Source organism: Pseudoalteromonas sp. SG43-8 (genome assembly GCF_014164245.1).
Lineage (GTDB): Bacteria > Pseudomonadota > Gammaproteobacteria > Enterobacterales > Alteromonadaceae > Pseudoalteromonas > Pseudoalteromonas distincta.
Genome location: NZ_JACJEX010000013.1, coordinates 31,449 through 51,509 on the forward strand (window position 1 = coordinate 31,449; position 20,061 = coordinate 51,509).

The following is a 20,061-nucleotide window of genomic DNA, read 5'->3' on the forward strand; positions in this document are numbered from 1 at the left end:
CCGTTTGCTAATTAATGACTGTATGTAAAACCAAGGTAGAACTGACGACCAAAGTACTGAGTCGTCCCTGTTCGTTGCTCTGAGCCAAAGTAACTTTGGGTTGGTTCATCGGTTAAGTTATTAACTTGCAAAAGCATTGTTAGCGAGTCGCTAAAGCGATAAGATGTTTGAAAGTCGACTACGGTTTCGGCATCAAAATTAACCACTTGCTCGTTAATGGCAACCTGCTCTGATACAAATTCATCGCGGTAACGCACATTAAGGCGGGTTTCAAAATCATCCATTGAGTAAAAAACCGTGGCATTAAACACGTTATTAGATAGCCCAGGTAAAGATTGCGCTAACGTGTCGCCCCCTAAACTGGTGATCGATTCAATTTCACTTTCGGTGTATGAGTAACTTGCATTAGCACCTAAGCCATTAAATGGCTCAGGTAAAAAGGTAAACACTTGCGTATAAGCAAGCTCTAGCCCTCTAATGTAGCCACCTTCACCGTTATTAACTGCTGTGGTGTAAATACCGTTTGTTGTCGCAACTTGCTCGCCACTAACTGGGTCTTCTATCGAATCAGGTACGTTAAAGCCATTGCCTTTAAAATCGAAGTTTTCGATTGATAAGGTTTCAACAAACGAGTCTATATTTTTATAAAATAACGCTGCTGCGATAGTGCCGTTACCTTCTTCAAAATAATATTCGTAAGATAAGTCGTATTGGTCGGCATAAAAGGGTTTTAAAAATGGGTTATTAGTACTTGAGCCATTAATAACACCATCATCGCTTACGTTTGCACTGGCATCGCCCGCTAAGCGGTTAATTGGCGCACGCGACATGACTTTAGCCGCAGCAAAGCGTACAAGTGAATTATCGTTAAGTTGCAGGTTTAAATTTAATGATGGTAAGTAGTCGGTGTATTTAGTACCTAATACATTAGGCGCGTATAAATCATTTACAATGCCGTTCTCATCAACAATATTTTGCGCACCTAAGCGCGCATCGCCTGCTACGTTCTCTAGCACCGTTGCTGATTGATCGGTTTCAACGCGGCGCACACCCACATTGCCCGATAAGTCGAGCCCCCCTATTTGCGTGTTAATGTTTACCATAACGTACGCAGCTAGCACATCTTCAAACACCGAGCCGCTTTGCAGTACTGACCACGAATAGTTAGTTGTGTAACCTTGCGCGTCGTCTACGCCATCGGCATTACCCCATGTTTGCACTGGCTCTGGCGTGCCATCTGGAAACCATGCGTTAAGTGCTTTGTCTAAATCAATGGCTAAATACGACGGGAAGTAACTAAACTCGCCCTGCCAGTCAACCACTGATGCCATATCGTCGGTTAAGCGCAAAGGGGGTTGCGTTGCTGAAAACGCCCCATCGTTACCGTACTCAAATACCGATCGTTTTCGGCTGTACTCTCTATCTGAGTAGCGCGCACCAAACTCTACTGAGCTAAATATGTCGCTTTCTAGCTCATATTTAAAATCGAGCTTAAATGCCGTTACTTCATCTTCTGTTTGATCTGGGTAAATACCATATTTGCTGACCATTACACGGTCTATATCGCTAAAGGCGGCCGCCTGATTAAACCCAACGTCAGGTAAATTTAAGCCGTTTAATTGATAGTTAATTGCTACGTTGTTATCAAATACTGGCGTTTCTGCATTGGCATCTTCTGCTACTAAGCTCCACAGTAAGCCATTTCTAAAATTACTTTTTGCGCGAGAAAGCGACACATCGGCATTTACGCTTAATCTATCGGTTACCTGCCAATCGGCATTAATGCCAAAACTATCTACTTCGTCAAAGTCTTGGTTGTCGTCGTTAACTATTTCAACGCGGGTATAGCTTTGCGAAGTACGGTTAACCGCTGCGCCTATTACGGCATTACCGTCGAGCTGAGCGTTTGCATATGCAGCTGTTGGCCCGCCTAATTTAACCCTCAGGCCACGGGCAAACGACTCTTTATCAAAGCGCGATAAAAACGCATCACCTTTTAATTTAAAGTTATCTGCCGGTGCCCACTCTATGGCTGCTAAATAGCCATTACGGGTTTCTTCGCCACCTAAATGCTGTAGCTCAAAGCCTTCGCTAATGTATTCGTTTTCTGGGTTAGCTAAAGGGCCATTGGTGTCGTTAGCTGCGCCATCTACATCTTTTGTGTCGTTGTAAGCAAGGCCAATAAACTGCGTTGCTACACTTGGCTGAAACAAGCGCGCATAACCCAGCGCCACGCCCAATGTGTCGTCTAGGTATTTGCCTTGATACGAAAAACTAATTCGGTCGCCAAACTCAGTGGCATCAGATACCTCTGAGGCGCGGTCGTTATACATACCGCGCACATTAGCTACAAATTTATGTGTTTGGTCGTTATTGAGTGGGCTGGCGGTTTCAAGCTCTACCGTACCGGCCACGCCGCCTTCAATAAGCGATGCCTTTGGCGATTTGTATACCGCCGCGGAGCTAATTAATTCTGACGGATATTGGTCAAACTCAATACTGCGGCTGCCACTCGTAGATACTTGCTCACGGCCGTTAAGTGTTGAAAATACAAACCCGCCCGACAGCCCGCGTATATTAATTTGCGCTGCTTGCCCGCCCGTTCGTACCGCTGAAATACCAGGTAATCGTGTAAGTGCATCGGCCATTGAAATATCAGGCAGCGCCCCTAAATCATCGGCAGAAATTTGTTCTGACACCGTATCGCTAAAACGCTTTTGATTTAAAGATTGGATTAAACTGCGACTAAAGCCTCGCACTTCAATAATTTCTAAATCTTCAACTTGTGTGCTGGGTAATTGATTTGTTGAATTTTCGTTTGCAGCCAATGCACTATTAGCGGCAAATAAAGCCAGCATAAGTGCACTTAGTTTAAACTTGTCCATGTGTGTGAACCTTTGAGTTATTGTTGTCAGGTATTGCTGTGTTGTTTAAAACACAACCAATAAATTGTAACTAAAAGGTGAACTTATTGTGATGAATACGTATGCAGGGCATGAGGGTTAGGCTGCAGGGGGCATAGAGGCACGCGCCCCTGCATCGGGAACGCGATTTAAAGGCTTAGCACCACTTTTATCGCAAGGGCAATAAATATGACTCCCAATATTTTATCAAGCCACGGACTTTGCTTGGTAAAACCAAAGCGATTTTTTGAAACCTCTGTCAGTAACGCGATCAGTAAATACCAGCCGGTATCAATTACAAACACGGTTAAACACATAATTATACCCACGCTTAAAGTAAGTAGCTGAGGGTCAATAAATTGCGAAAACAAGGCTAAAAAGAAAATAGCGAGCTTGGGGTTCAAAAAGGCAATAGCAAAGCCATCTTGTAAAGCTTGGCCAGCACTTACTTCACTTTTTTGTACTTCAAGTTCGTTATTGCTGGGTTTTGCTAGCAATATTTTTATACCTAAATATGCCAAATAGGCTGCGCCTAAATACACCAGCATTTGATAAACAGTCGGAAACTGCATCATTAAAGCGCCTAGCCCTAATAACGATGCACCTGCGTATAACCCAACACCAGTACCATGGCTGAGCGCGGCAAGCATTCCGTTTTTCATACTGCCGTTAAGTGAGTGCTTTAAAACCACCGCTAAACTTGGCCCTGGCGACATTGCGCCCATCATACAAATAGCCGCTAGGCTTAACCATACTGTAAATGTCATTTAAAACTCGTCAGTTTCAATAAATAAAGTATAACCATGCACTTTCCCATAAAAGCCTGCCAAGGGCACTGCGTTTATTACTTTCCAGCCATCTTGGTTTAATTCCTGTATGCGGTCATTCAGTGCGACTATATCTACCCCACCCAAAAAACGGGTCTTTCTAAATTCGATTACTTTTTGCATTTTAATCCTTGTGTATCTTATAAAGTGTATTCAAAATCGTAGTGGTGAATCCCTTGCTGAATACGTATTTTCATACTGCCCGTTAACCCTTCTAGCTCATGAGTGCCTGAGTCGGGAATTACATTTAAAATTAGGCTGTCTTGACCTTTATCCATTGTACCAAAATGCTGTAGTACAAAGCTGCCTTTTTTACCTTCAAGCTCGCCTATTACTTGCTCTATGGCAACATAACCAGCACTGCCCTGCGTAGGAGTCATGGCGCTTAGCATTTCGCCTTGGCTGGTGGCATTTAAGCTACCTTTAAATGTTTTATCTATCGACATACGCCCTAAATTAACGCCGTTTTGGCCGCTTGCGTAGCCTTCTATTGGGGCCAAATTTACATTAAATTCTCCACTTACGGTTGCAGTAGTCATAACGTTTCCTTATTGATGCTAATGTTTAAAAGTATTGATTTTTATTATCTTAGTGCCATATCTATACCTTAACCTTTAAAAAGAATCCACTATGTCAAAAACAAGCCCTAAGCCCGAAAAAGCCGCTTTTAGTAGTTTATTACCTATTTTTGCGTTTATTAAACCGTATAAATGGATGGTAGTGGCGGCGCTTACTGCCCTTTTAGTCACCGCTGGTGTTAACTTATCATTAGGTCAAGGGGTTAAGTTTGTCATAGATCATGGCTTTATAGCTGGCTCTAAAGATCAGCTACAACAAGCTGTATTAGTGCTTATTGGTTTAATTAGTTTATTGGCCGCGGGCACCTTTAGCCGCTTTTATTTAATGTCGTGGATTGGCGAACGAGTCAGTAACGATATTCGCAAAGCCGTGTTTAATCGCATTGTTACTTTGCACCCAAGCTACTTTGAAGAAAACCGCAGTGGCGAGCTTATGTCGCGTTTAACAACCGACACAACATTACTGCAATCAATTATTGGTTCATCATTTTCTATGGCGCTTCGCAGTGTACTTATGCTGGTTGGTGGACTTGCTATGCTGTTGTTTACTAATTTAAAACTTACTTTAGTGGTTGTTGCTTGTGTGCCGTTGGTACTTGTTCCTATGATGATATTTGGTAAAAAGGTGCGCAAACTTGCAAGCTCCAGCCAGGATGCCATAGCCGATATAAGCACCTATGCCGGCGAGATCATTCAAAATATTAAAGTTGTGCAAAGCTATAGCCACGAAGAGCAAGAGCAGCACGCTTTTGCACTTGAAACCGAAAAAGCCTTTAATGTGGCTAAAAGCCGCATTAAGCAACGTTCGTTTTTAATTGCAACGGTAATATTTTTAACTTTTAGCGCTATTAGCGCAATGCTGTGGGTCGGCGGCAGCGACGTATTAGCAGGTACCATGACTGGCGGTGAGCTAGGAGCCTTTGTGTTTTACGCTATTATGGTAGCAATGTCGGTGGCAACCGTTGCTGAAGTATATGGCGAACTACAACGCGCAGCAGGCGCAGCTGCAAGATTACTTGAGTTACTTGCTGTTAAAAGTGAGATAGAAAACCCACTAAATCCACAAGATAGTAACTTACTAAAAAATAGTAACAGCCCTGCTATTACGCTTGAGAATATAAGCTTTAACTACCCTTCTCGCCCAGACGTAAGCGCACTTAATAAAATAAGTTTAAATATACTTCAAGGCCAAACTGTGGCTATTGTTGGCCCTTCTGGCGCAGGTAAAACAACCTTATTTGAATTACTACAGCGCTTTTACGATCCGGCTAGCGGAGCCATTAAATTTAAAGATATAAACATTAAAGAATTATCGCTTAATACCCTCAGAGGTAAAATGGGTATGGTCGCGCAAAACCCTATCTTGTTTAGCTCCGATGTAATGCATAACATTCGCTACGGCAACCCAAAAGCAAGTGACGAGCAAGTATATGCCGCTGCCAAACATGCCCATGCAAATGAATTTATTAAACAATTACCACAAGGTTATAACAGTTTTTTAGGTGAGCAAGGTGTGCGGTTATCGGGTGGGCAAAAGCAGCGTATTGTACTGGCACGCGCTATTTTAAAAGACCCTGAAATACTCCTTCTTGATGAAGCCACCAGCGCACTCGATGCTCAAAGTGAGCACCATGTACAAGCAGCGCTTGAGCATTTAATGCAAAACCGCACCACGCTTATTATTGCCCATAGGCTGGCAACGGTTAAACATGCCGATGTGATTGTGGTAATGGAAAATGGAGAGATTATAGCAACGGGTACCCACCAAGAATTAGTAGCAAGTAACCCGTTGTATCAAAAACTGTGTGAATTACAGTTTAATAAGGACTAATTATTCTTCTGTGTTTGGCACTATTTGAATTTCTACACGGCGGTTTTGAGCACGGCCATTTGCACTATCGTTAGTCGCAATTGGACGTGTTTCGCCATAACCCATAGTACTTACACGCTCAGCCATAATCTGCTGGTTCACTAAGTAGTTTTTAACGCTTTGAGCACGTTCACGCGATAGATTCATGTTGTAGCTGTCTTTACCTGTGCTATCTGTGTGGCCTTCAATACTTAGGTACGTTTTTTCGTATTTGTTCATCACTTTAGCAATAGCATCTAAGGTATCGTTAAAGCCAGACGAAATATAAGATTGGTCGGTCGCAAACGTAATATTAGATGGCATAACTAAACGCAAGTTATCGCCTTCACGTACAACTTCAACACCAGAGCCTGCAAGTTCATCACGAAATGCTTCTTCTTGCTTATCCATGTAGTTACCCACTGCAGCGCCAGCTAGTGCGCCGATAGCAGCGCCTATAAAAATACGCTTATCTTTATGGTTACTTGTTGCTTTACCTAATACGCCACCCGCTGCTGCGCCAATAGCCGCACCTTTGCCGGTGTTATTCATTTCACAACCAGAAAGTAATACAGCTACTACGGTTACGCTTAAAAGTGATTTAGTTAAAGTCATGGTGATACCCTATTCATTAAGAATTTAGCAAGAGTATGCAAATACATGTATGAACAAACTATGAAGAGAGTGTTAAAAGCAGCGCATCTTGCTTGATTGTTAAACAGACCTCAAACTAATGTGCCGTTTTAATAAAAATGTCATACTACGCTGTGACAATTTAATGAATTTTACAAAGGATATTGGCGCAATGTTAATTGCTATTTTTAGACAATTTTTTTTACTAGGGTGCATGAGTTTTGGTGGCCCCGCTGCGCATTTAGGCTATTTTAAGCGCCACTTTGTAGATTCGTTAAATTGGCTAACTAACACCCGTTACGCACAACTTATTAGTTTAAGCCAAGCATTACCAGGGCCAGGCTCTAGCCAAGTTAGTTTTGCTATTGGTGTTGAGCGTGCAGGAGTACTGGGTGGTATAGCTGCTTTTGTAGGCTTTACCTTGCCTTCGTTTTTAATAATGGTGCTGCTTGCGGTTAGTGCCCATCAGTTTGACGCTGTTTACTTTGCAATTATTGCAGGCTTAAAGTTATTTGCCGTTGTTATAGTCGCGGATGCCACACTTAGTATGGCTAAAAGCTTTTGTACGAGTGCTGCGCTTAAGTTACTTGCGATAATGAGTACACTTGCCTTGGTGTTATTTCCAATGATGGGAACTCAAATAGCGATTCTAATCACCGCTGCAACAGTAGGTGCTATATGGCCTTTATTAAAACTTGGCACAGTAGCAGACGATGTTAGCAGTAAAAACAGTAATATTAATTGGATTGCACTGGGGTTATTTGCGCTCTTACTTGGGGTTAGCTTTATTCCACTAGGGTATGAGTTTGCTTTGTTTACCCCTTTTTACCAAGCGGGTGCAATGGTGTTTGGCGGCGGACACGTAGTACTGCCGGTACTTCAAGCTGGCGTACCAGCATTGAGTGATGATCAGTTTTTAAGTGCTTACGCGAGTGCACAGGCAGTGCCAGGGCCAATGTTTACTATTGCTACTTACTTAGGCGCACAACTTACTACTGAGCAGCCTTTAGTGGGTGCCCTTATAGCTACACTGCTTATATTTATGCCTGGTTTTTTACTTATACTGGCGTTTCAGAAGAGTTGGATTAATTTGGCAAGTAAGCCACGTTTTGCAAGTTCAATAGCGGCGCTTAATGCAGCGGTAGTCGGTTTTTTAGCGGCCGCATTGTATTCACCAATTTGGACATCGGCTGTGCATAACCTTTGGCAGGTTGCGTTAGTAATAATTACATTTGCATGGCTGCGATTTAAAAAGCCACCTATTTGGTGGCTCTTAGCTTTATTTATTGCTGTGGGTCTTTTGCAGCACTATTTGCCATCACTCTAAATGTTGGCTTATCTGTTTGTTGCTCGTTAGGAGGGCTTAATTGCCCACTAACACTTTGATATGCCCTAAGCCCAAACACTGGCAAAACTGCAAGTAAATGGTCCATTATTTCGGCTTGTAGATGCTCGTACGAAATCCAGCGTTTGTCTTCACTAAAGCAATAAAACTCAATCGGTAACCCGTGGTTCATTGGTTGTAGCTCTCGTACCATTAACGTAAGCGACGTATTAATTTTACTGTGCTGCTTTAAATAGCCCTCAGCATAACGACGAAACAGCCCTAAATTAGAAACTTGAGCGGGTAATGTCGTCACTCTGATATAGTCATGAAGCGGAATAGCCGCATCTATTTGCTTTCTAAATTCATCACTTACTAAACAAATACTGTGCATATCTATATTAAGTGAGCGCTTAATACGCCTACCGCCCGACTCTTGCATACCGCGCCAGTTTTTAAACGAGCCCGCAACTAGCATATAAGTTGGAATAGTTGTAATGGTGTTATCCCAGTTACGTACCTTTACAGTGTTTAAACCCAAATCAATTACTTCGCCATCGGCGCCATAGTTTTCTACTTGAATCCAATCACCATAGGTTACTAGGCGATTTGCTGCGATTTGAATACTAGCTACAAAGCCTAAAATAGTGTCTTTAAATACTAATAACGTAACAGCAGCAATAGCACCAAAGCCAGAGAGAATATAAGTGGGTGACTTCTCAAGGAAAATACTTACAATTAAAATAGCACACACAATAAAGGTGATTAGCTTAACAACCTGAATTAAGCCCTGAATAGGGACTTCGCGTGCAAACTCCAATTGGTTATAAATAGAACCCGCAATGCTTACAATACTGCTAAAAATAAAACCTACATGAATAATTAGTATGGCTTGGCCAACCGTTTTCAAAATTTCAGCGGTCAGCTCATTAACCGGATAAACACTGTCAAAGGTCGCCAAAAATAATACGCAGCAAAGCATACCTGCAATACGTCTATTAAGCTTATTAAGCATAGGCGACAACGAACCAATACGTTGAGGCGAAAGCTTAGTTACCACTTTTTGAATGCCTGGTAACATTAACCTACGAGTAAATAAGTAAACAATTAATAAAGAAAAAATCCCTATTGAAACTGCGGTAATAGAACTAAGAAAATCCGCATCGGGTACTTTTTCAAACCAAGGAGCTATTAACTCCTGTAGGTGGGTGTTGGTCATAGTGTTTCAATTTCCTTACTGATTTGTGGTTCAGGTAAATCTTGTTGAGCATAAATATCGGCAAGCTGCTGATCTTTCGCAACCCATAGCTCATTCACATAATGTTGAAAATTAGCTTTAAATACGTCATCGGTTTGATAGCTGCCCTGCATATTGTCATTAATGGGCGTTACGTCTATTGAAACATAAATAGAATCTAGCTCGCCTTTGAGTAAGTTCCGACAAACGTGATCTGTTTTACCGCTATACACTAAACTTGTATTTAGCATGGCATCAAATTGGTTGGCTAGCACTTCAAGCGCAAAAGCAATGCCACCCGCTTTGGGTTTTAATAAGTGCTTAAAAGGACTTTGCTGCAGATTATGCTTAGCTGGCGTAAAGCGTGTGCCTTCAACAAAATTAACGATGGTAGTAGGATAGTGACGAAAATTGCGACAGCTGTGCTTTGTGCGCTCTACATCCAACCCTTTCAATTTTGGGTTTTTAGCAAGCTGTGCTTTGCTTACCCGTTTCATAAACGGCATACCCATAGCCCACGCACCAGTGCCAATAAAAGGCACGTATTTTAATTCATCTTTTAAAAAAAACTTAGGGGCTGGTAATGCATGTAATGAGCTAAGCACAGTTATATCTAACCAACTCGTGTGATTACATATAAGTAAATACCAACTTTTTGAATTTAAATCGCCACTTATATCAACCATAATACTAGGACAACCTAACCACAAGCCAAACCGATTGCCATTGCACCACCCTCGATAAGCGCTGTGCAATAAAGAGTTAACAACAGACAAAGGCAGTAATAACTTAATAAGCCCTAGTACAAATACTAGTGAGCCAAAAAGCATTACATTAGAAAACAATACGCAGCCCACAATTAAGCCGTTAAGCCAATTTGGTAACCACTTTTTTAGCATAACTGTAAGCTCATATTTTTGCCTTTTATTTGGGGTGTTTTTCGAGCGATTGTAATGTTTGCTCTTTATTTTCCCATAAACGATTTAGCTCGCTTTGAAAGCGTACTCTAAATTCAGAATCGCCGGTGTAGTCACCAATAAGCTCTTCGCTTACAGGCCTTACATCCACGTGTACGTTGATATTTTTTACCTTACCACCTGCAAAATCCATGAATGTAGGAATGCCATCAGGGTAATGAATTGTAACGTTAACCACTTTAGTAATTTGCTCGCCCATCGCTTGCATTACAAAAGCGATACCGCCCGCTTTTGGTTTTAATAAATGTGGAAACGGGCTATTTTGGCGCGCGTGCTTTTGTGTAGTAAAACGAGTGCCTTCTACAAAGTTAACCACACTTACTGGCATCTCTTTAAATTTTTCGCAGGCTTTACGCGTGGTTTCTAAGTCTTTGCCACGCAGCTTTGGATTCTTTTTTAATTGGCTTTTACTCGTGCGGGTCATAAACGGAAAATCAAGCGCCCACCAACACAAACCTAGAATAGGCACGTAAATAAGCTCTTTTTTCAAAAAGAAGTTTAAAAATGGAATTTTACGGTTAAACACGCGCTGCAATACTAAAATATCGACCCAGCTTTGGTGATTTGCAATTACTAGGTACCAATCCTTTAGCTTAAGGTCTTCAAGGCCAGTTACATTAAGTTTAGTTGGCGTAAATAACTTTTGATTTAAACTATTAAAGGTCACCCAAATAGTTGCAAATTGCTTTGCAGCCCAGCTCATAATCTTTTGTAGAGGCTTAATAGGTATAAGCTTTATAAGCCCACAAATAAAAATAGGCACAAACCAAAAAAGTGTGTTTATTGTGTAAAAAATAATACTAAATACACCGCGAATAACTGACATTACTTCCATTCCTTTAAACATTGCGCAGCCACTAATACTGCGCTTTCAGTTGCTTACAAATTAATCTTCAAAATAGGTATAGCCTTCAAGGCCTGCATTAAGCTCAGCTAAATAACCTTCTTTACACTGCGCTGATACATCAAGTTTATTAACTTGGTACGCAAAGTTGTCAGCTAAAATGGCGCTATCATAGTCAACAAACTTTAATACATCCTTAACGCTATCACCTTTTATGGCATTGGTTAACACATAACCTTCATCGTTAAGCTCTACATGCACTGAATCAGTGTCACCGAATAAGTTGTGTAAATCGCCTAAAATTTCTTGATATGCACCCACCATAAACATAGCAATGTGGTATTGCTCGCCGTGTTTATATTCTGGTATTGGTAGACTGGTTTCGATACCAGCGCCTTCAACGTATTCGCGGATTTGACCGTCAGAGTCACAGGTAATATCTTGAATAATCGCGCGCTGAGTCAATGGTTGAGTTAAGTTTTCGATTGGCATAACCGGAAACAACTGCTGAATACCCCATACATCAGGCAATGACTGAAATAATGAAAAGTTAACAAAGAGTTTATCGGCAAGCTTTTCGTTTAAATCGTCGAGGACTTCACGGTGCGCGCGCGCGTTATTACTAAGCGATGCACGTACACGATGTAAAATAGTAAAGTAAAGCTGCTCTATTTTCGCCCACTCTAGCATGCTTACTAAGCCATGCACGTACTGATCGTGCGCTTCGCTAAATAAGTGCATAGCGTCGTGATAAATCTCAAGTGCCATACGCGGGTTTAAACGCTGTAAACACTGCCACATTTCATCAAGCACTAACGCGCTATTTTCAAGCGGTGGCTCTGGATTTAAATGATTGGGCGCTTTTTCTACGTCAATTACATCGGTAATTAATACCGCATGGTGAGCGGTTAAAGCACGCCCCGATTCGGTGATAATGGCCGGATGCGTAAGGTTATGCTGATCGCACACCTCTGCAAATGCATTCACTACATTACGCGCGTACTCTTCTACGGTGTAGTTCATTGAACACGCACTGCGTGAGCCAGAGCCCTCGTAATCAACGCCTAAGCCGCCACCCACATCAACGGTATTTAACGGTACGTTTAATTGCGTAAGCTCAGCAAAGTGGCGTGCACATTCACGTAAAGCACGGTGAATATCACGAATGTTGGCAATTTGAGAACCAATATGAAAATGCACCATTTGCATTAAGTGCAGCTTATTATGCTTTTTCAGCACTTCAACAGCACTTAGTACTTGGCCTGCCGTTAAACCAAACTTGCCTTTTTCGCCGCCCGTGTTTTGCCACTTGCCTTTGCCTACTGAATTTAGGCGAATACGAATACCAATAGCAGGTTCAATGCCTAGGTTGTCTATTTCTTCAAGTAGTGTGGTTAGTTCTGAAAGCTTCTCTACCACAATTTTTACGCTGTGGCCCATTGCTTGACCAATACATGCTAAGCGTAAAAACTCACTGTCTTTATAGCCGTTACACACAATAGTGATTGGCTCTTTTGCTACGCCCAAAATAGCCATAAGTTCTGGCTTTGAGCCTGCTTCTAGGCCAACAAGCCCGCTTGGATGCGCTAATAGCTTACTTACTACAGAACGTTGCTGATTTACTTTAATTGGGTAAACACAGGTGTATTTACCGTTATATTCACGATTTGCTCGCGCTTGCGTAAACGCGTTAGTAAGGGTGTCTACACGATTTTTTAAAATATCGGTAAAGCGTACTAAAACCGGCAACGTTAAACCTTGTTGTTTAAACTGCTCTGTTAATTGCGTTAAAGAAATGGCCGGTTTTGTTTGGTCGCCATCTGGGTAAGCCACCAGTTCGCCTTGTGCGTTAATATCAAAATAACCATCACTCCAATGAGCAACGTTATAAGTGGCGCGTGCTGTTTCTAAACCCCAGGTCATGGCAACTCTTCTTTAGTCAATTAGGTATAAAGGCGCATTTTAATACGTCACTATCCACTAGGCTAACAAAAATTGAACTTTCACTCACTCCTAACTAACTTTATTCGTCAAATCAGTTAAAATGTCATTGAGCAAAACGCCAAGCACTGGCAGAATTGCCCCTTTTTCATACTCAACCTAAAAAAGTGTAATAGTAACTATGGCAAATTTAGATCAAAGTAAGTGGTTTACTGAAATTAGCGACCGCGATGGCAGCGCATTTTCATTACGTATTAATAAAAAGTTAGATGAAAAACAGTCTCCTTTTCAAAAGGTAGAAATGTTTGAAACCACAGACTTTGGTAATTTAATGATCATCGACGGGTGTACTATGGTAACAACCCGCGAAAACTTCTTTTACCATGAGATGATCAGCCACCCTGCACTTTTAGCGCACCCAAACCCTAAAAACGTCGTTATTATTGGCGGCGGCGACTGCGGTACTTTACGCGAAGTATTAAAACACCCAGGCGTAGAAACTGTAACGCAAATAGATATAGACGAAGTAGTAACGCAAATGTCGTTAAAATACTTCCCAGAGCTTTGTGAATCTAACAACGACGCCCGTGCAACGGTTATGTTTGACGACGGTATTAAATACATGCGCGAAGCCGCTGGCGAATCTATCGACGTGGTTATTGTTGATGGCACCGATCCGGTGGGTCCAGGTGAAGGTTTATTTAATCATGCGTTTTACACAAGCTGTTTAGATGCACTGCGCCCAGGTGGTATTTTAATACAACAAAGCGAATCACCTCTTATGCATATGCCATTATTAGTTGAAATGCGCGAAGCAATGCTAAGCGTAGGCTTTAACGATTTACAAACACTGCCATTCCCACAACCAATTTACCCAAGCGGTTTATGGTCGGTAACACTTGCACGTAAATCACAAGCATTTGACGGTTTTAGAGAAGACGGCGCAGCACAAATAGCTGAGCAAAGTGAATACTACAACAGCGGTATTCATCATGGTGCACTCGCTACACCTAACTACATGAAACGCGCTTTTGATAAAAAATAATACTAATTCACTTTAGGCTTTGTTGACTTCTCAAGGTTAAAATTGCATTAAAAAAGGGACTTTTAAAGTCCCTTTTTATTTTTATAATGACGATTCAAACTGAACTCGAGCTGGCAAACAACATAAGTACAGTTATATTTCAAAACCTTAAAGAGCTATCTAACCAAATAATCAGTTTATTTAAACTTTAAATCGATGCACTAAGTGATTTAGCTCATCTGTCAATTGTTCCATGTTTTTAGATACATCTTCAGTAGTTCGAGCAAGCGCCCCCCCTTCTAAAGTTTGATCGTTTAATGATGATAGGTTTTGACTTATTTCATCTGCAACCGTTGTCTGCTCTTCAGTCGCTTGCGCTGTTTGCATCGCCATATCATTTACTTTAGTAGACGAGCTTTGCATTGCATTAAGCACATCATTAGTTTGACTAAACGAGCCAACCGCATCATCTGCAAATTGCTTACCTTCATCTATCGCTTTAATTGATTGTTCTACGCTCGTTGCAAATTGCTCTATCATTTTTTGAATATCGTTTGTGCTTACTTGCGTGCGTGTAGCCAATGTTCTTACTTCATCTGCTACCACAGCAAAACCTCTGCCATATTCACCAGCTCGCGCGGCTTCAATAGCAGCATTAAGCGCCAGCAGATTTGTTTGCTCTGCAATTGCACGAATAACCTCAAGTACTTTGGCAATGTTATCAGAACTTTGTTGTAGTTCTGTAGAGCGCGCCATAGCTTGCTCCATATTTTGCGACAAAGAAATAATACGAGAACTAGAGTGCGCAACCGCTGTTAGTCCTTGCTGAGCTAAATTTAACGATTTATCAGCTTCTGTTGATGATTGCTGAGCAACACCTGCAACTTCTCTACTTGCTACACTCATCTCATGCACTGCACTTACTATTGACTCAGAGGCTTGGCTGAGCGTTTGATTTACAGCATTGTTTTTATTTGCAACCTGACTTAACTCACCTCCTAATTCACTTAGCTCTTTTGATTGCTCTAAAATATCGCGAATTAATTGCTGTAAGTTGTCGAGAAATCGATTGAACTGCGTTGCAAGTTCAGAAAATTCATCTTTAGACGTTATAGCGATCCTGCCAGTTAAATCGCCATCACCAGAGGCTATATCGTTAATACGAGAAGTTACATAGTTAATTTGCTGTGTTAATTGCTTAGGAATAAGGTAACTAAACCAACACGCCACTAATAAAATTAATATGACAAAAATAAGCATAGTTAACTTAGTTGAAGCAATTGTGTCTGATAGTTTTTGAACTTCTTCAACCGATGTTTGCTCTGCTAATTCACCAGCTTGATCAAGCGTAGCTCTTAATTCGTCAAATGCTTTTTCTGATTGAGACTGTTTTTTTAGATTTGTTTTATCATTCATATAGGCCAGTGAAGCGTTTAACCAAGTATTATAAGCACCATCAAAACCGCGAAGCCCATTTATAGCTTTTGGATAGTCCGATAACAAAGTTAAGTACTGCTCTAACCTTTGTGTTACTTGCTCGGCATTTTCTTTATGCTTTTGCAAATAAGCTTCTTTATTGTCGTTATGTGCGACTAAATTTAACTCAGCAACCTTTGCTTGATACAAATCCCTGTCGGCACTCAAAGCAAGAGACACAGCCTTAATAAATTTATCGGATTGCACATCTAATGCATTTTTTTGTAAGTTAATTAAGTATGAATACCCAATAATTAACGACAAGATAGCAATACCTAAAATAACAATAGGAAAAGAGACTTTGACGCGGATACTATTCAAATTCATTACTTACTCCAAAAAAATTCACATTTAATACCTACCTTTTTGATAATAAATCTAGTTTATAAAACCTAAAATCGCCATTGAGCGTTTAGCATTATTTGCTGCTGCGAGATTCGTTCATTAAATCCAATTGGCTCTCTATTTTTTGCAACACTTTTAAGTGCAGAACCTTCAACCCCTATTTGTAGTTTATTAGTGAGCTGGTAGCGCCATGTTGCGGTTAAGCCTTCCCCATTACTTGCATTAGGGTCAAACGCGGTTGTGTCGTTATCTGTCACTTTAAAGTAATCGTAGCGTACAGAAACTCGATGCTTGCCTTCTTTATGGCTTAACATTAAATAATGGCTGTAAAAGGCATTATCTATTAAAGCATTAGCGCCCATTTCGGTTTTACCATTAAGTACCTGTGCTATAAAGCGGGTTTTATTATTAAACTTATAAAGCCAAGCGGCGCTTGTAAAGCGAGTATCCCAAGCATACTGCCCTGTACTAATATTAAGTGTGGTTGGGTCACCGTTATTGTTGTAATAATAAATTCGAAATTGTGATTTTTTTAAGTAATCCCAGTGTACGCCAGCGTAATAGCCAAAACGTCCGTCTACTTCTTCAAACGGTAAAACCTGATTAGCTTGCCAGCGTAATTCATACGTATTTAATGCCGCTACAGGCGCAAATTTAACACTTTCGTTAAATGTAGTTTGCCTATCGTGTAATGCAAAACCACGCCAAGCAAGTAAAGTACCGGCAGGGTCATTGCCTTTAAATGTAGCACCTACAAAACTAAAGCTATGAGCGCTGTTAAAACGTTTTGCTGGGCGCTTAATAGTTACCTCTGCGCCAACAGTGCGTACTTCCTCGCCTATCCAGCTATTAATAGCTGAGTTTGTATAGTTATAAGGAGAAGTCCATCCTATATCAGGGTTTTCAAGCGACATAAGTGGATAAAAGCCCCCTACACGCACATGCCATTTATAGTTGCTGTTAGATAGCGGCTGATACTTTATATAAGCTTGCGTAAAACCAAGGCCAACGTCAGGATCTTGATTCGCATTTAACACCCCATGAGCCGACCAACTAGATGCTAAATCAACATTAAAATCTAAAATACCTTGGGATAAAATAAGTTCGTCGCTTTTAGTATCGTGCCGATATAGCCCAAGGCCGCCCTCTTGGAAGCTACGTATATCGTCCCCCTGCACGGCTCTAATTTGTATCAAGCCTTTTACTTGTGCATACAATGCATTACTAAAACATAAAGCACCGGCTAAAAATGCCAGCCTCATTAAGCGATTAATAGTCATCAAATTCATCCGTAGCAAAGTCAATTTGCTCCGCAATTTCCTGCTTTACTTTGTAAGTGATCGGGTTAGTAGCCACAGTAATAGTTTGAGATTCAACCTTACTAATATCACTAAATCCAGAATGCCAAACACTTAACGTGTATTCGCCTGCATTGGCATTTAAATCAACATTCCCGTTTTCATCAGTGATTGCAAAAATAGTACTATCTACCACCACAATATAACCTAACATCCAATCATGAATATTACAGCCAAGCTCAACAACACCCGTTTGATCAAAAGTAATGGGCGCTTTTGGGTGCTCCTTATATAGCTTTAATTCAAATGTTTTAGCTTTAGAAAATGAATAAACATGATGCATGATTGAGTCCGCATTCGGAAACTCTACCTTTGCATTTTGTGGGACAACTAAAATACGCGGCTTAAATTCTCGATTTTGCTGGGTCATCGCATAAGGTGCTTCTGGAGGAATAACGCTAGAGGAATCTCCTGCAGTTAGCCACACAACAGCATTAGGTAATGGGCCATTATTAGCATTTTTAATTGTTATATTTGCTGCAAAAACTCCAGTACTAACACTTAGTAAAAATACACAAAGTAAGCTTTTTATCATTTTCTTGTCGCTATTATCAATTTGTTTACATTATAGACCGATTAAACCACTAAATTCTTTCTATTTTTTAAAACATTGAATACGTATGTAGGCAGTCGTATTAATCATCAACAGTCATTATCCTTAAATGTCACCACCGACTCATCTAAGGACACACCATGAGAATCCCTGCACTTGTGCTTTTAGCCTTTGCTAGTAATAGCTACGGACAAACTGTAGAGCTAAAATCGCCAGACACACAAATAACAGTAAGCATCTCAGACGAAAACAACACGCCAAGCTACGCCATAAAATTTAAAAACAAAGCGGTTATAAACAAATCTTTACTGGGGTTTGAATTTAAAACACAAGCAGCTTTTAGCGATGGCTTTAAAATTAAAAGCATTGAACAACAAAGCGTTAACTCGCAGTGGCAACAACCTTGGGGCGAACGCCAAAACGTTGTTGACGAATATAACGAAGTAGCCGTTACCTTTACAAAAAACGAGCCAAATAAAGGTACCTACACTATTCGATTTAAAGCATTTGATAGTGGTGTAGGTTTTAGATACGAAGTGCCACAACAAACCGGCTTCGAACATACAGAAATAACTAAAGAGTTAACTGAATTTGCAATAAACAATAGCCATGATGCAACAGCATGGTGGATACCTGCTCGTGGCTGGAACCGCTACGAATATGTTTATAACACCACCGCGCTTAACGAAGCTCCACTAGCCCACACACCATTTACGTTTAAAACAAGTGACGGTACTCATATTAGTATTCATGAAGCCGCTCTTGTTGATTACGCGGGTATGGTGCTTAATCAGCGCCGTCCAGGCACATTTACAGCCGACTTAACCCCTTGGTCAGATGGTATTGCCGTTAAAAAGCAAGGCGCTTTTAAAACACCATGGCGCACCATTCAAATAGCCGACAGCGCTGTTGGCTTAGTTAATTCAGATATAATACTAAACCTAAACGAGCCTAATAAACTCGGTGACGTGTCGTGGGTTAAACCTGGCAAATACGTCGGTATTTGGTGGGGTATGCATATAAACACGCAAACTTGGGGTAGCGGTAAAAAACATGGCGCCACTACGCAAACCACAAAATACTATATGGATTTTGCAGCGCAGTATGGTTTTGATGGCGTACTCGTTGAAGGCTGGAATATTGGCTGGGATGGCGATTGGTACTTTAATGGCGATGTATTTAACTTTACCAAACCGTACGATGATTTTGATATAGCAGCACTGACTCAATACGGCAAAGAAAAAGGCGTACAGCTCATTGGCCATCACGAAACATCAGGCAATGTAAGCAACTACCGAGACCAAATGGAAGATGCCTTTACACTTTACGAAAAATCAAACGTCAGCCAAGTAAAAACAGGTTATGTAGCCGATGGCGGAAATATAAAACGTATAGACAAAAACGGTATTGCTCGCCACGAATGGCATGACGGCCAGTTTATGGTTAACGAATACCTTTATAACGTAAAACTTGCAGCTAAACATAAAATTAGCATTAATACTCACGAGCCAATTAAAGATACAGGCCTGCGCCGTACTTATCCAAACTGGATTGCGCGCGAAGGCGCACGCGGACAAGAATATAATGCATGGGGTTCACCACCTAATCCACCAGAGCATGTACCAATGCTTGCTTTTACCCGCATGCTTGCAGGACCAATGGACTTTACGCCAGGTATTTTTGATATGAGCTTTAATGGTTTAGGAGGCGATACAAACCGCCCACAAACTACACTTGCCAAACAACTCGCACTTTATGTTGTTTTGTATAGCCCAATTCAAATGGCTGCCGACTTACCTAAAAACTATTTGGCTAAGCCCGATGCGTTTCAATTCATTCAGGACGTACCAACAGATTGGCAGCAAAGTATTGCTATTGATGGTGAAGTAGGCGACTTTATTGTATTCGCTCGTAAAGAACGTAAAAGCACTAAATACTCAGGAAACGATTGGTACCTAGGTGCTGTTACTGACGAGAAAGCCAGAACAATTGAGGTGAAACTCGACTTTTTAGAGCAGGGCAAAAAGTTTGAAGCGCAAATTTATAAAGATGGTAAAAACGCAGAGTGGAAAAACAATCCGTACGATATAGCTATCGAAAAACGAATTGTAACTGCAAACGATAAACTAACGCTTAAACTGGCCACCAGTGGCGGTACCGCTATTCGCTTTAAAGCACTTTAATACAATAAA

The 20,061-nt window shown here is 41.0% G+C and carries 16 protein-coding genes; 4 read left to right on the forward strand and 12 right to left on the reverse strand.

Going from position 1 to position 20,061, the window contains the following annotated elements; genetic code table 11:
- Positions 1 to 11: 11 nt before the first annotated feature.
- The 4 genes from H5122_RS17155 to H5122_RS17170 form a co-directional block, all read right to left on the reverse strand.
- The gene (locus H5122_RS17155; RefSeq protein WP_182682718.1) at positions 12 to 2,885 is read right to left on the reverse strand and encodes a TonB-dependent receptor; all 2,874 of its coding nucleotides are present in this window, start codon (positions 2,883 to 2,885) and stop codon (positions 12 to 14) included.
- Positions 2,886 to 3,052: 167 nt separating this feature from the next.
- A complete protein-coding gene (locus H5122_RS17160; protein WP_182682719.1) occupies positions 3,053 to 3,670 on the reverse strand; it encodes a LysE family translocator in 618 nt (205 codons plus the stop codon).
- Positions 3,671 to 3,853 (reverse strand): hypothetical protein, encoded by a 183-nt coding sequence (locus tag H5122_RS17165; protein WP_182682720.1) that lies wholly within the window; start codon positions 3,851 to 3,853, stop codon positions 3,671 to 3,673. It abuts the gene before it with no gap.
- 17 nt (positions 3,854 to 3,870) lie between these two features.
- Complete coding sequence (locus tag H5122_RS17170) at positions 3,871 to 4,269, reverse strand: DUF3224 domain-containing protein (RefSeq protein WP_182682721.1); 399 nt, start codon at positions 4,267 to 4,269, stop codon at positions 3,871 to 3,873.
- A gap of 91 nt (positions 4,270 to 4,360) precedes the next feature.
- Here H5122_RS17170 and H5122_RS17175 point away from each other — a divergent pair, with 91 nt between their 5' ends.
- Entirely contained in the window at positions 4,361 to 6,139 is a 1,779-nt protein-coding gene (locus H5122_RS17175) for an ABC transporter transmembrane domain-containing protein (RefSeq protein WP_182682722.1), read from the forward strand.
- Here H5122_RS17175 and H5122_RS17180 read toward each other — a convergent pair whose 3' ends face one another.
- Entirely contained in the window at positions 6,140 to 6,772 is a 633-nt protein-coding gene (locus tag H5122_RS17180; protein ID WP_002959537.1) for an OmpA family protein, read from the reverse strand.
- A gap of 190 nt (positions 6,773 to 6,962) precedes the next feature.
- On the opposite strand from H5122_RS17180, the gene chrA reads away from it, so the two are divergent.
- The gene (gene chrA / locus H5122_RS17185; RefSeq protein ID WP_182682749.1) at positions 6,963 to 8,117 is read left to right on the forward strand and encodes a chromate efflux transporter; all 1,155 of its coding nucleotides are present in this window, start codon (positions 6,963 to 6,965) and stop codon (positions 8,115 to 8,117) included.
- Here chrA and H5122_RS17190 read toward each other — a convergent pair.
- The 4 genes from H5122_RS17190 to speA are packed head-to-tail and all read right to left on the reverse strand — an operon-like array spanning position 8,074 to position 13,095.
- Entirely contained in the window at positions 8,074 to 9,333 is a 1,260-nt protein-coding gene (locus tag H5122_RS17190) for a mechanosensitive ion channel family protein (RefSeq protein ID WP_002959539.1), read from the reverse strand. The genes chrA and H5122_RS17190 overlap by 44 nt on opposite strands.
- Positions 9,330 to 10,250: an acetyltransferase gene (locus H5122_RS17195; protein ID WP_182682723.1), complete on the reverse strand. Its 921-nt coding sequence runs from the start codon at positions 10,248 to 10,250 to the stop codon at positions 9,330 to 9,332. The genes H5122_RS17190 and H5122_RS17195 overlap by 4 nt, the downstream gene beginning before the upstream one ends.
- Positions 10,251 to 10,275: 25 nt before the next feature.
- The gene (locus tag H5122_RS17200) at positions 10,276 to 11,154 is read right to left on the reverse strand and encodes an acyltransferase (protein ID WP_182682750.1); all 879 of its coding nucleotides are present in this window, start codon (positions 11,152 to 11,154) and stop codon (positions 10,276 to 10,278) included.
- 60 nt (positions 11,155 to 11,214) lie between these two features.
- Positions 11,215 to 13,095 carry a biosynthetic arginine decarboxylase gene (gene speA, locus H5122_RS17205; RefSeq protein WP_002959544.1) on the reverse strand — a complete coding sequence of 627 codons (1,881 nt, stop codon included), beginning with the start codon at positions 13,093 to 13,095 and terminating at the stop codon, positions 11,215 to 11,217.
- 199 nt (positions 13,096 to 13,294) lie between these two features.
- Between speA and speE the strand changes: the two genes are divergently transcribed.
- Positions 13,295 to 14,158: a polyamine aminopropyltransferase gene (speE, locus tag H5122_RS17210; protein WP_182682724.1), complete on the forward strand. Its 864-nt coding sequence runs from the start codon at positions 13,295 to 13,297 to the stop codon at positions 14,156 to 14,158.
- A 180-nt stretch (positions 14,159 to 14,338) separates the two neighbouring features.
- On the opposite strand, the gene H5122_RS17215 is transcribed toward speE, so the two are convergent.
- The 3 genes from H5122_RS17215 to H5122_RS17225 all read right to left on the reverse strand — a co-directional run bounded on the left by H5122_RS17215 (position 14,339) and on the right by H5122_RS17225 (position 17,851).
- Positions 14,339 to 15,940 carry a methyl-accepting chemotaxis protein gene (locus H5122_RS17215; protein ID WP_182675478.1) on the reverse strand — a complete coding sequence of 534 codons (1,602 nt, stop codon included), beginning with the start codon at positions 15,938 to 15,940 and terminating at the stop codon, positions 14,339 to 14,341.
- Positions 15,941 to 16,005: 65 nt separating this feature from the next.
- Complete coding sequence (locus H5122_RS17220) at positions 16,006 to 17,238, reverse strand: hypothetical protein (RefSeq protein WP_182682725.1); 1,233 nt, start codon at positions 17,236 to 17,238, stop codon at positions 16,006 to 16,008.
- On the reverse strand, positions 17,228 to 17,851 hold the full coding sequence (locus tag H5122_RS17225) for a methylamine utilization protein (protein ID WP_182682726.1): 624 nt from the start codon (positions 17,849 to 17,851) through the stop codon (positions 17,228 to 17,230). Before H5122_RS17225 ends, H5122_RS17220 begins: the two co-directional genes overlap by 11 nt.
- 158 nt (positions 17,852 to 18,009) lie before the next feature.
- Here H5122_RS17225 and H5122_RS17230 point away from each other — a divergent pair, with 158 nt between their 5' ends.
- A complete protein-coding gene (locus tag H5122_RS17230) occupies positions 18,010 to 20,052 on the forward strand; it encodes a glycoside hydrolase family 97 protein (RefSeq protein WP_182672573.1) in 2,043 nt (680 codons plus the stop codon).
- Positions 20,053 to 20,061: the final 9 nt, after the last annotated feature.

Coding starts and splice junctions, on each gene's coding strand:
- H5122_RS17155 (WP_182682718.1), bottom strand. CDS start 2,885: ATGGACAAGTTTAAACTAAGTGCACTTATGCTGGCTTTATTTGCCGCT.
- H5122_RS17160 (WP_182682719.1), bottom strand. CDS start 3,670: ATGACATTTACAGTATGGTTAAGCCTAGCGGCTATTTGTATGATGGGC.
- H5122_RS17165 (WP_182682720.1), bottom strand. CDS start 3,853: ATGCAAAAAGTAATCGAATTTAGAAAGACCCGTTTTTTGGGTGGGGTA.
- H5122_RS17170 (WP_182682721.1), bottom strand. CDS start 4,269: ATGACTACTGCAACCGTAAGTGGAGAATTTAATGTAAATTTGGCCCCA.
- H5122_RS17175 (WP_182682722.1), top strand. CDS start 4,361: ATGTCAAAAACAAGCCCTAAGCCCGAAAAAGCCGCTTTTAGTAGTTTA.
- H5122_RS17180 (WP_002959537.1), bottom strand. CDS start 6,772: ATGACTTTAACTAAATCACTTTTAAGCGTAACCGTAGTAGCTGTATTA.
- chrA (WP_182682749.1), top strand. CDS start 6,963: ATGTTAATTGCTATTTTTAGACAATTTTTTTTACTAGGGTGCATGAGT.
- H5122_RS17190 (WP_002959539.1), bottom strand. CDS start 9,333: ATGACCAACACCCACCTACAGGAGTTAATAGCTCCTTGGTTTGAAAAA.
- H5122_RS17195 (WP_182682723.1), bottom strand. CDS start 10,250: ATGCTAAAAAAGTGGTTACCAAATTGGCTTAACGGCTTAATTGTGGGC.
- H5122_RS17200 (WP_182682750.1), bottom strand. CDS start 11,154: ATGTCAGTTATTCGCGGTGTATTTAGTATTATTTTTTACACAATAAAC.
- speA (WP_002959544.1), bottom strand. CDS start 13,095: ATGACCTGGGGTTTAGAAACAGCACGCGCCACTTATAACGTTGCTCAT.
- speE (WP_182682724.1), top strand. CDS start 13,295: ATGGCAAATTTAGATCAAAGTAAGTGGTTTACTGAAATTAGCGACCGC.
- H5122_RS17215 (WP_182675478.1), bottom strand. CDS start 15,940: ATGAATTTGAATAGTATCCGCGTCAAAGTCTCTTTTCCTATTGTTATT.
- H5122_RS17220 (WP_182682725.1), bottom strand. CDS start 17,238: ATGACTATTAATCGCTTAATGAGGCTGGCATTTTTAGCCGGTGCTTTA.
- H5122_RS17225 (WP_182682726.1), bottom strand. CDS start 17,851: ATGATAAAAAGCTTACTTTGTGTATTTTTACTAAGTGTTAGTACTGGA.
- H5122_RS17230 (WP_182672573.1), top strand. CDS start 18,010: ATGAGAATCCCTGCACTTGTGCTTTTAGCCTTTGCTAGTAATAGCTAC.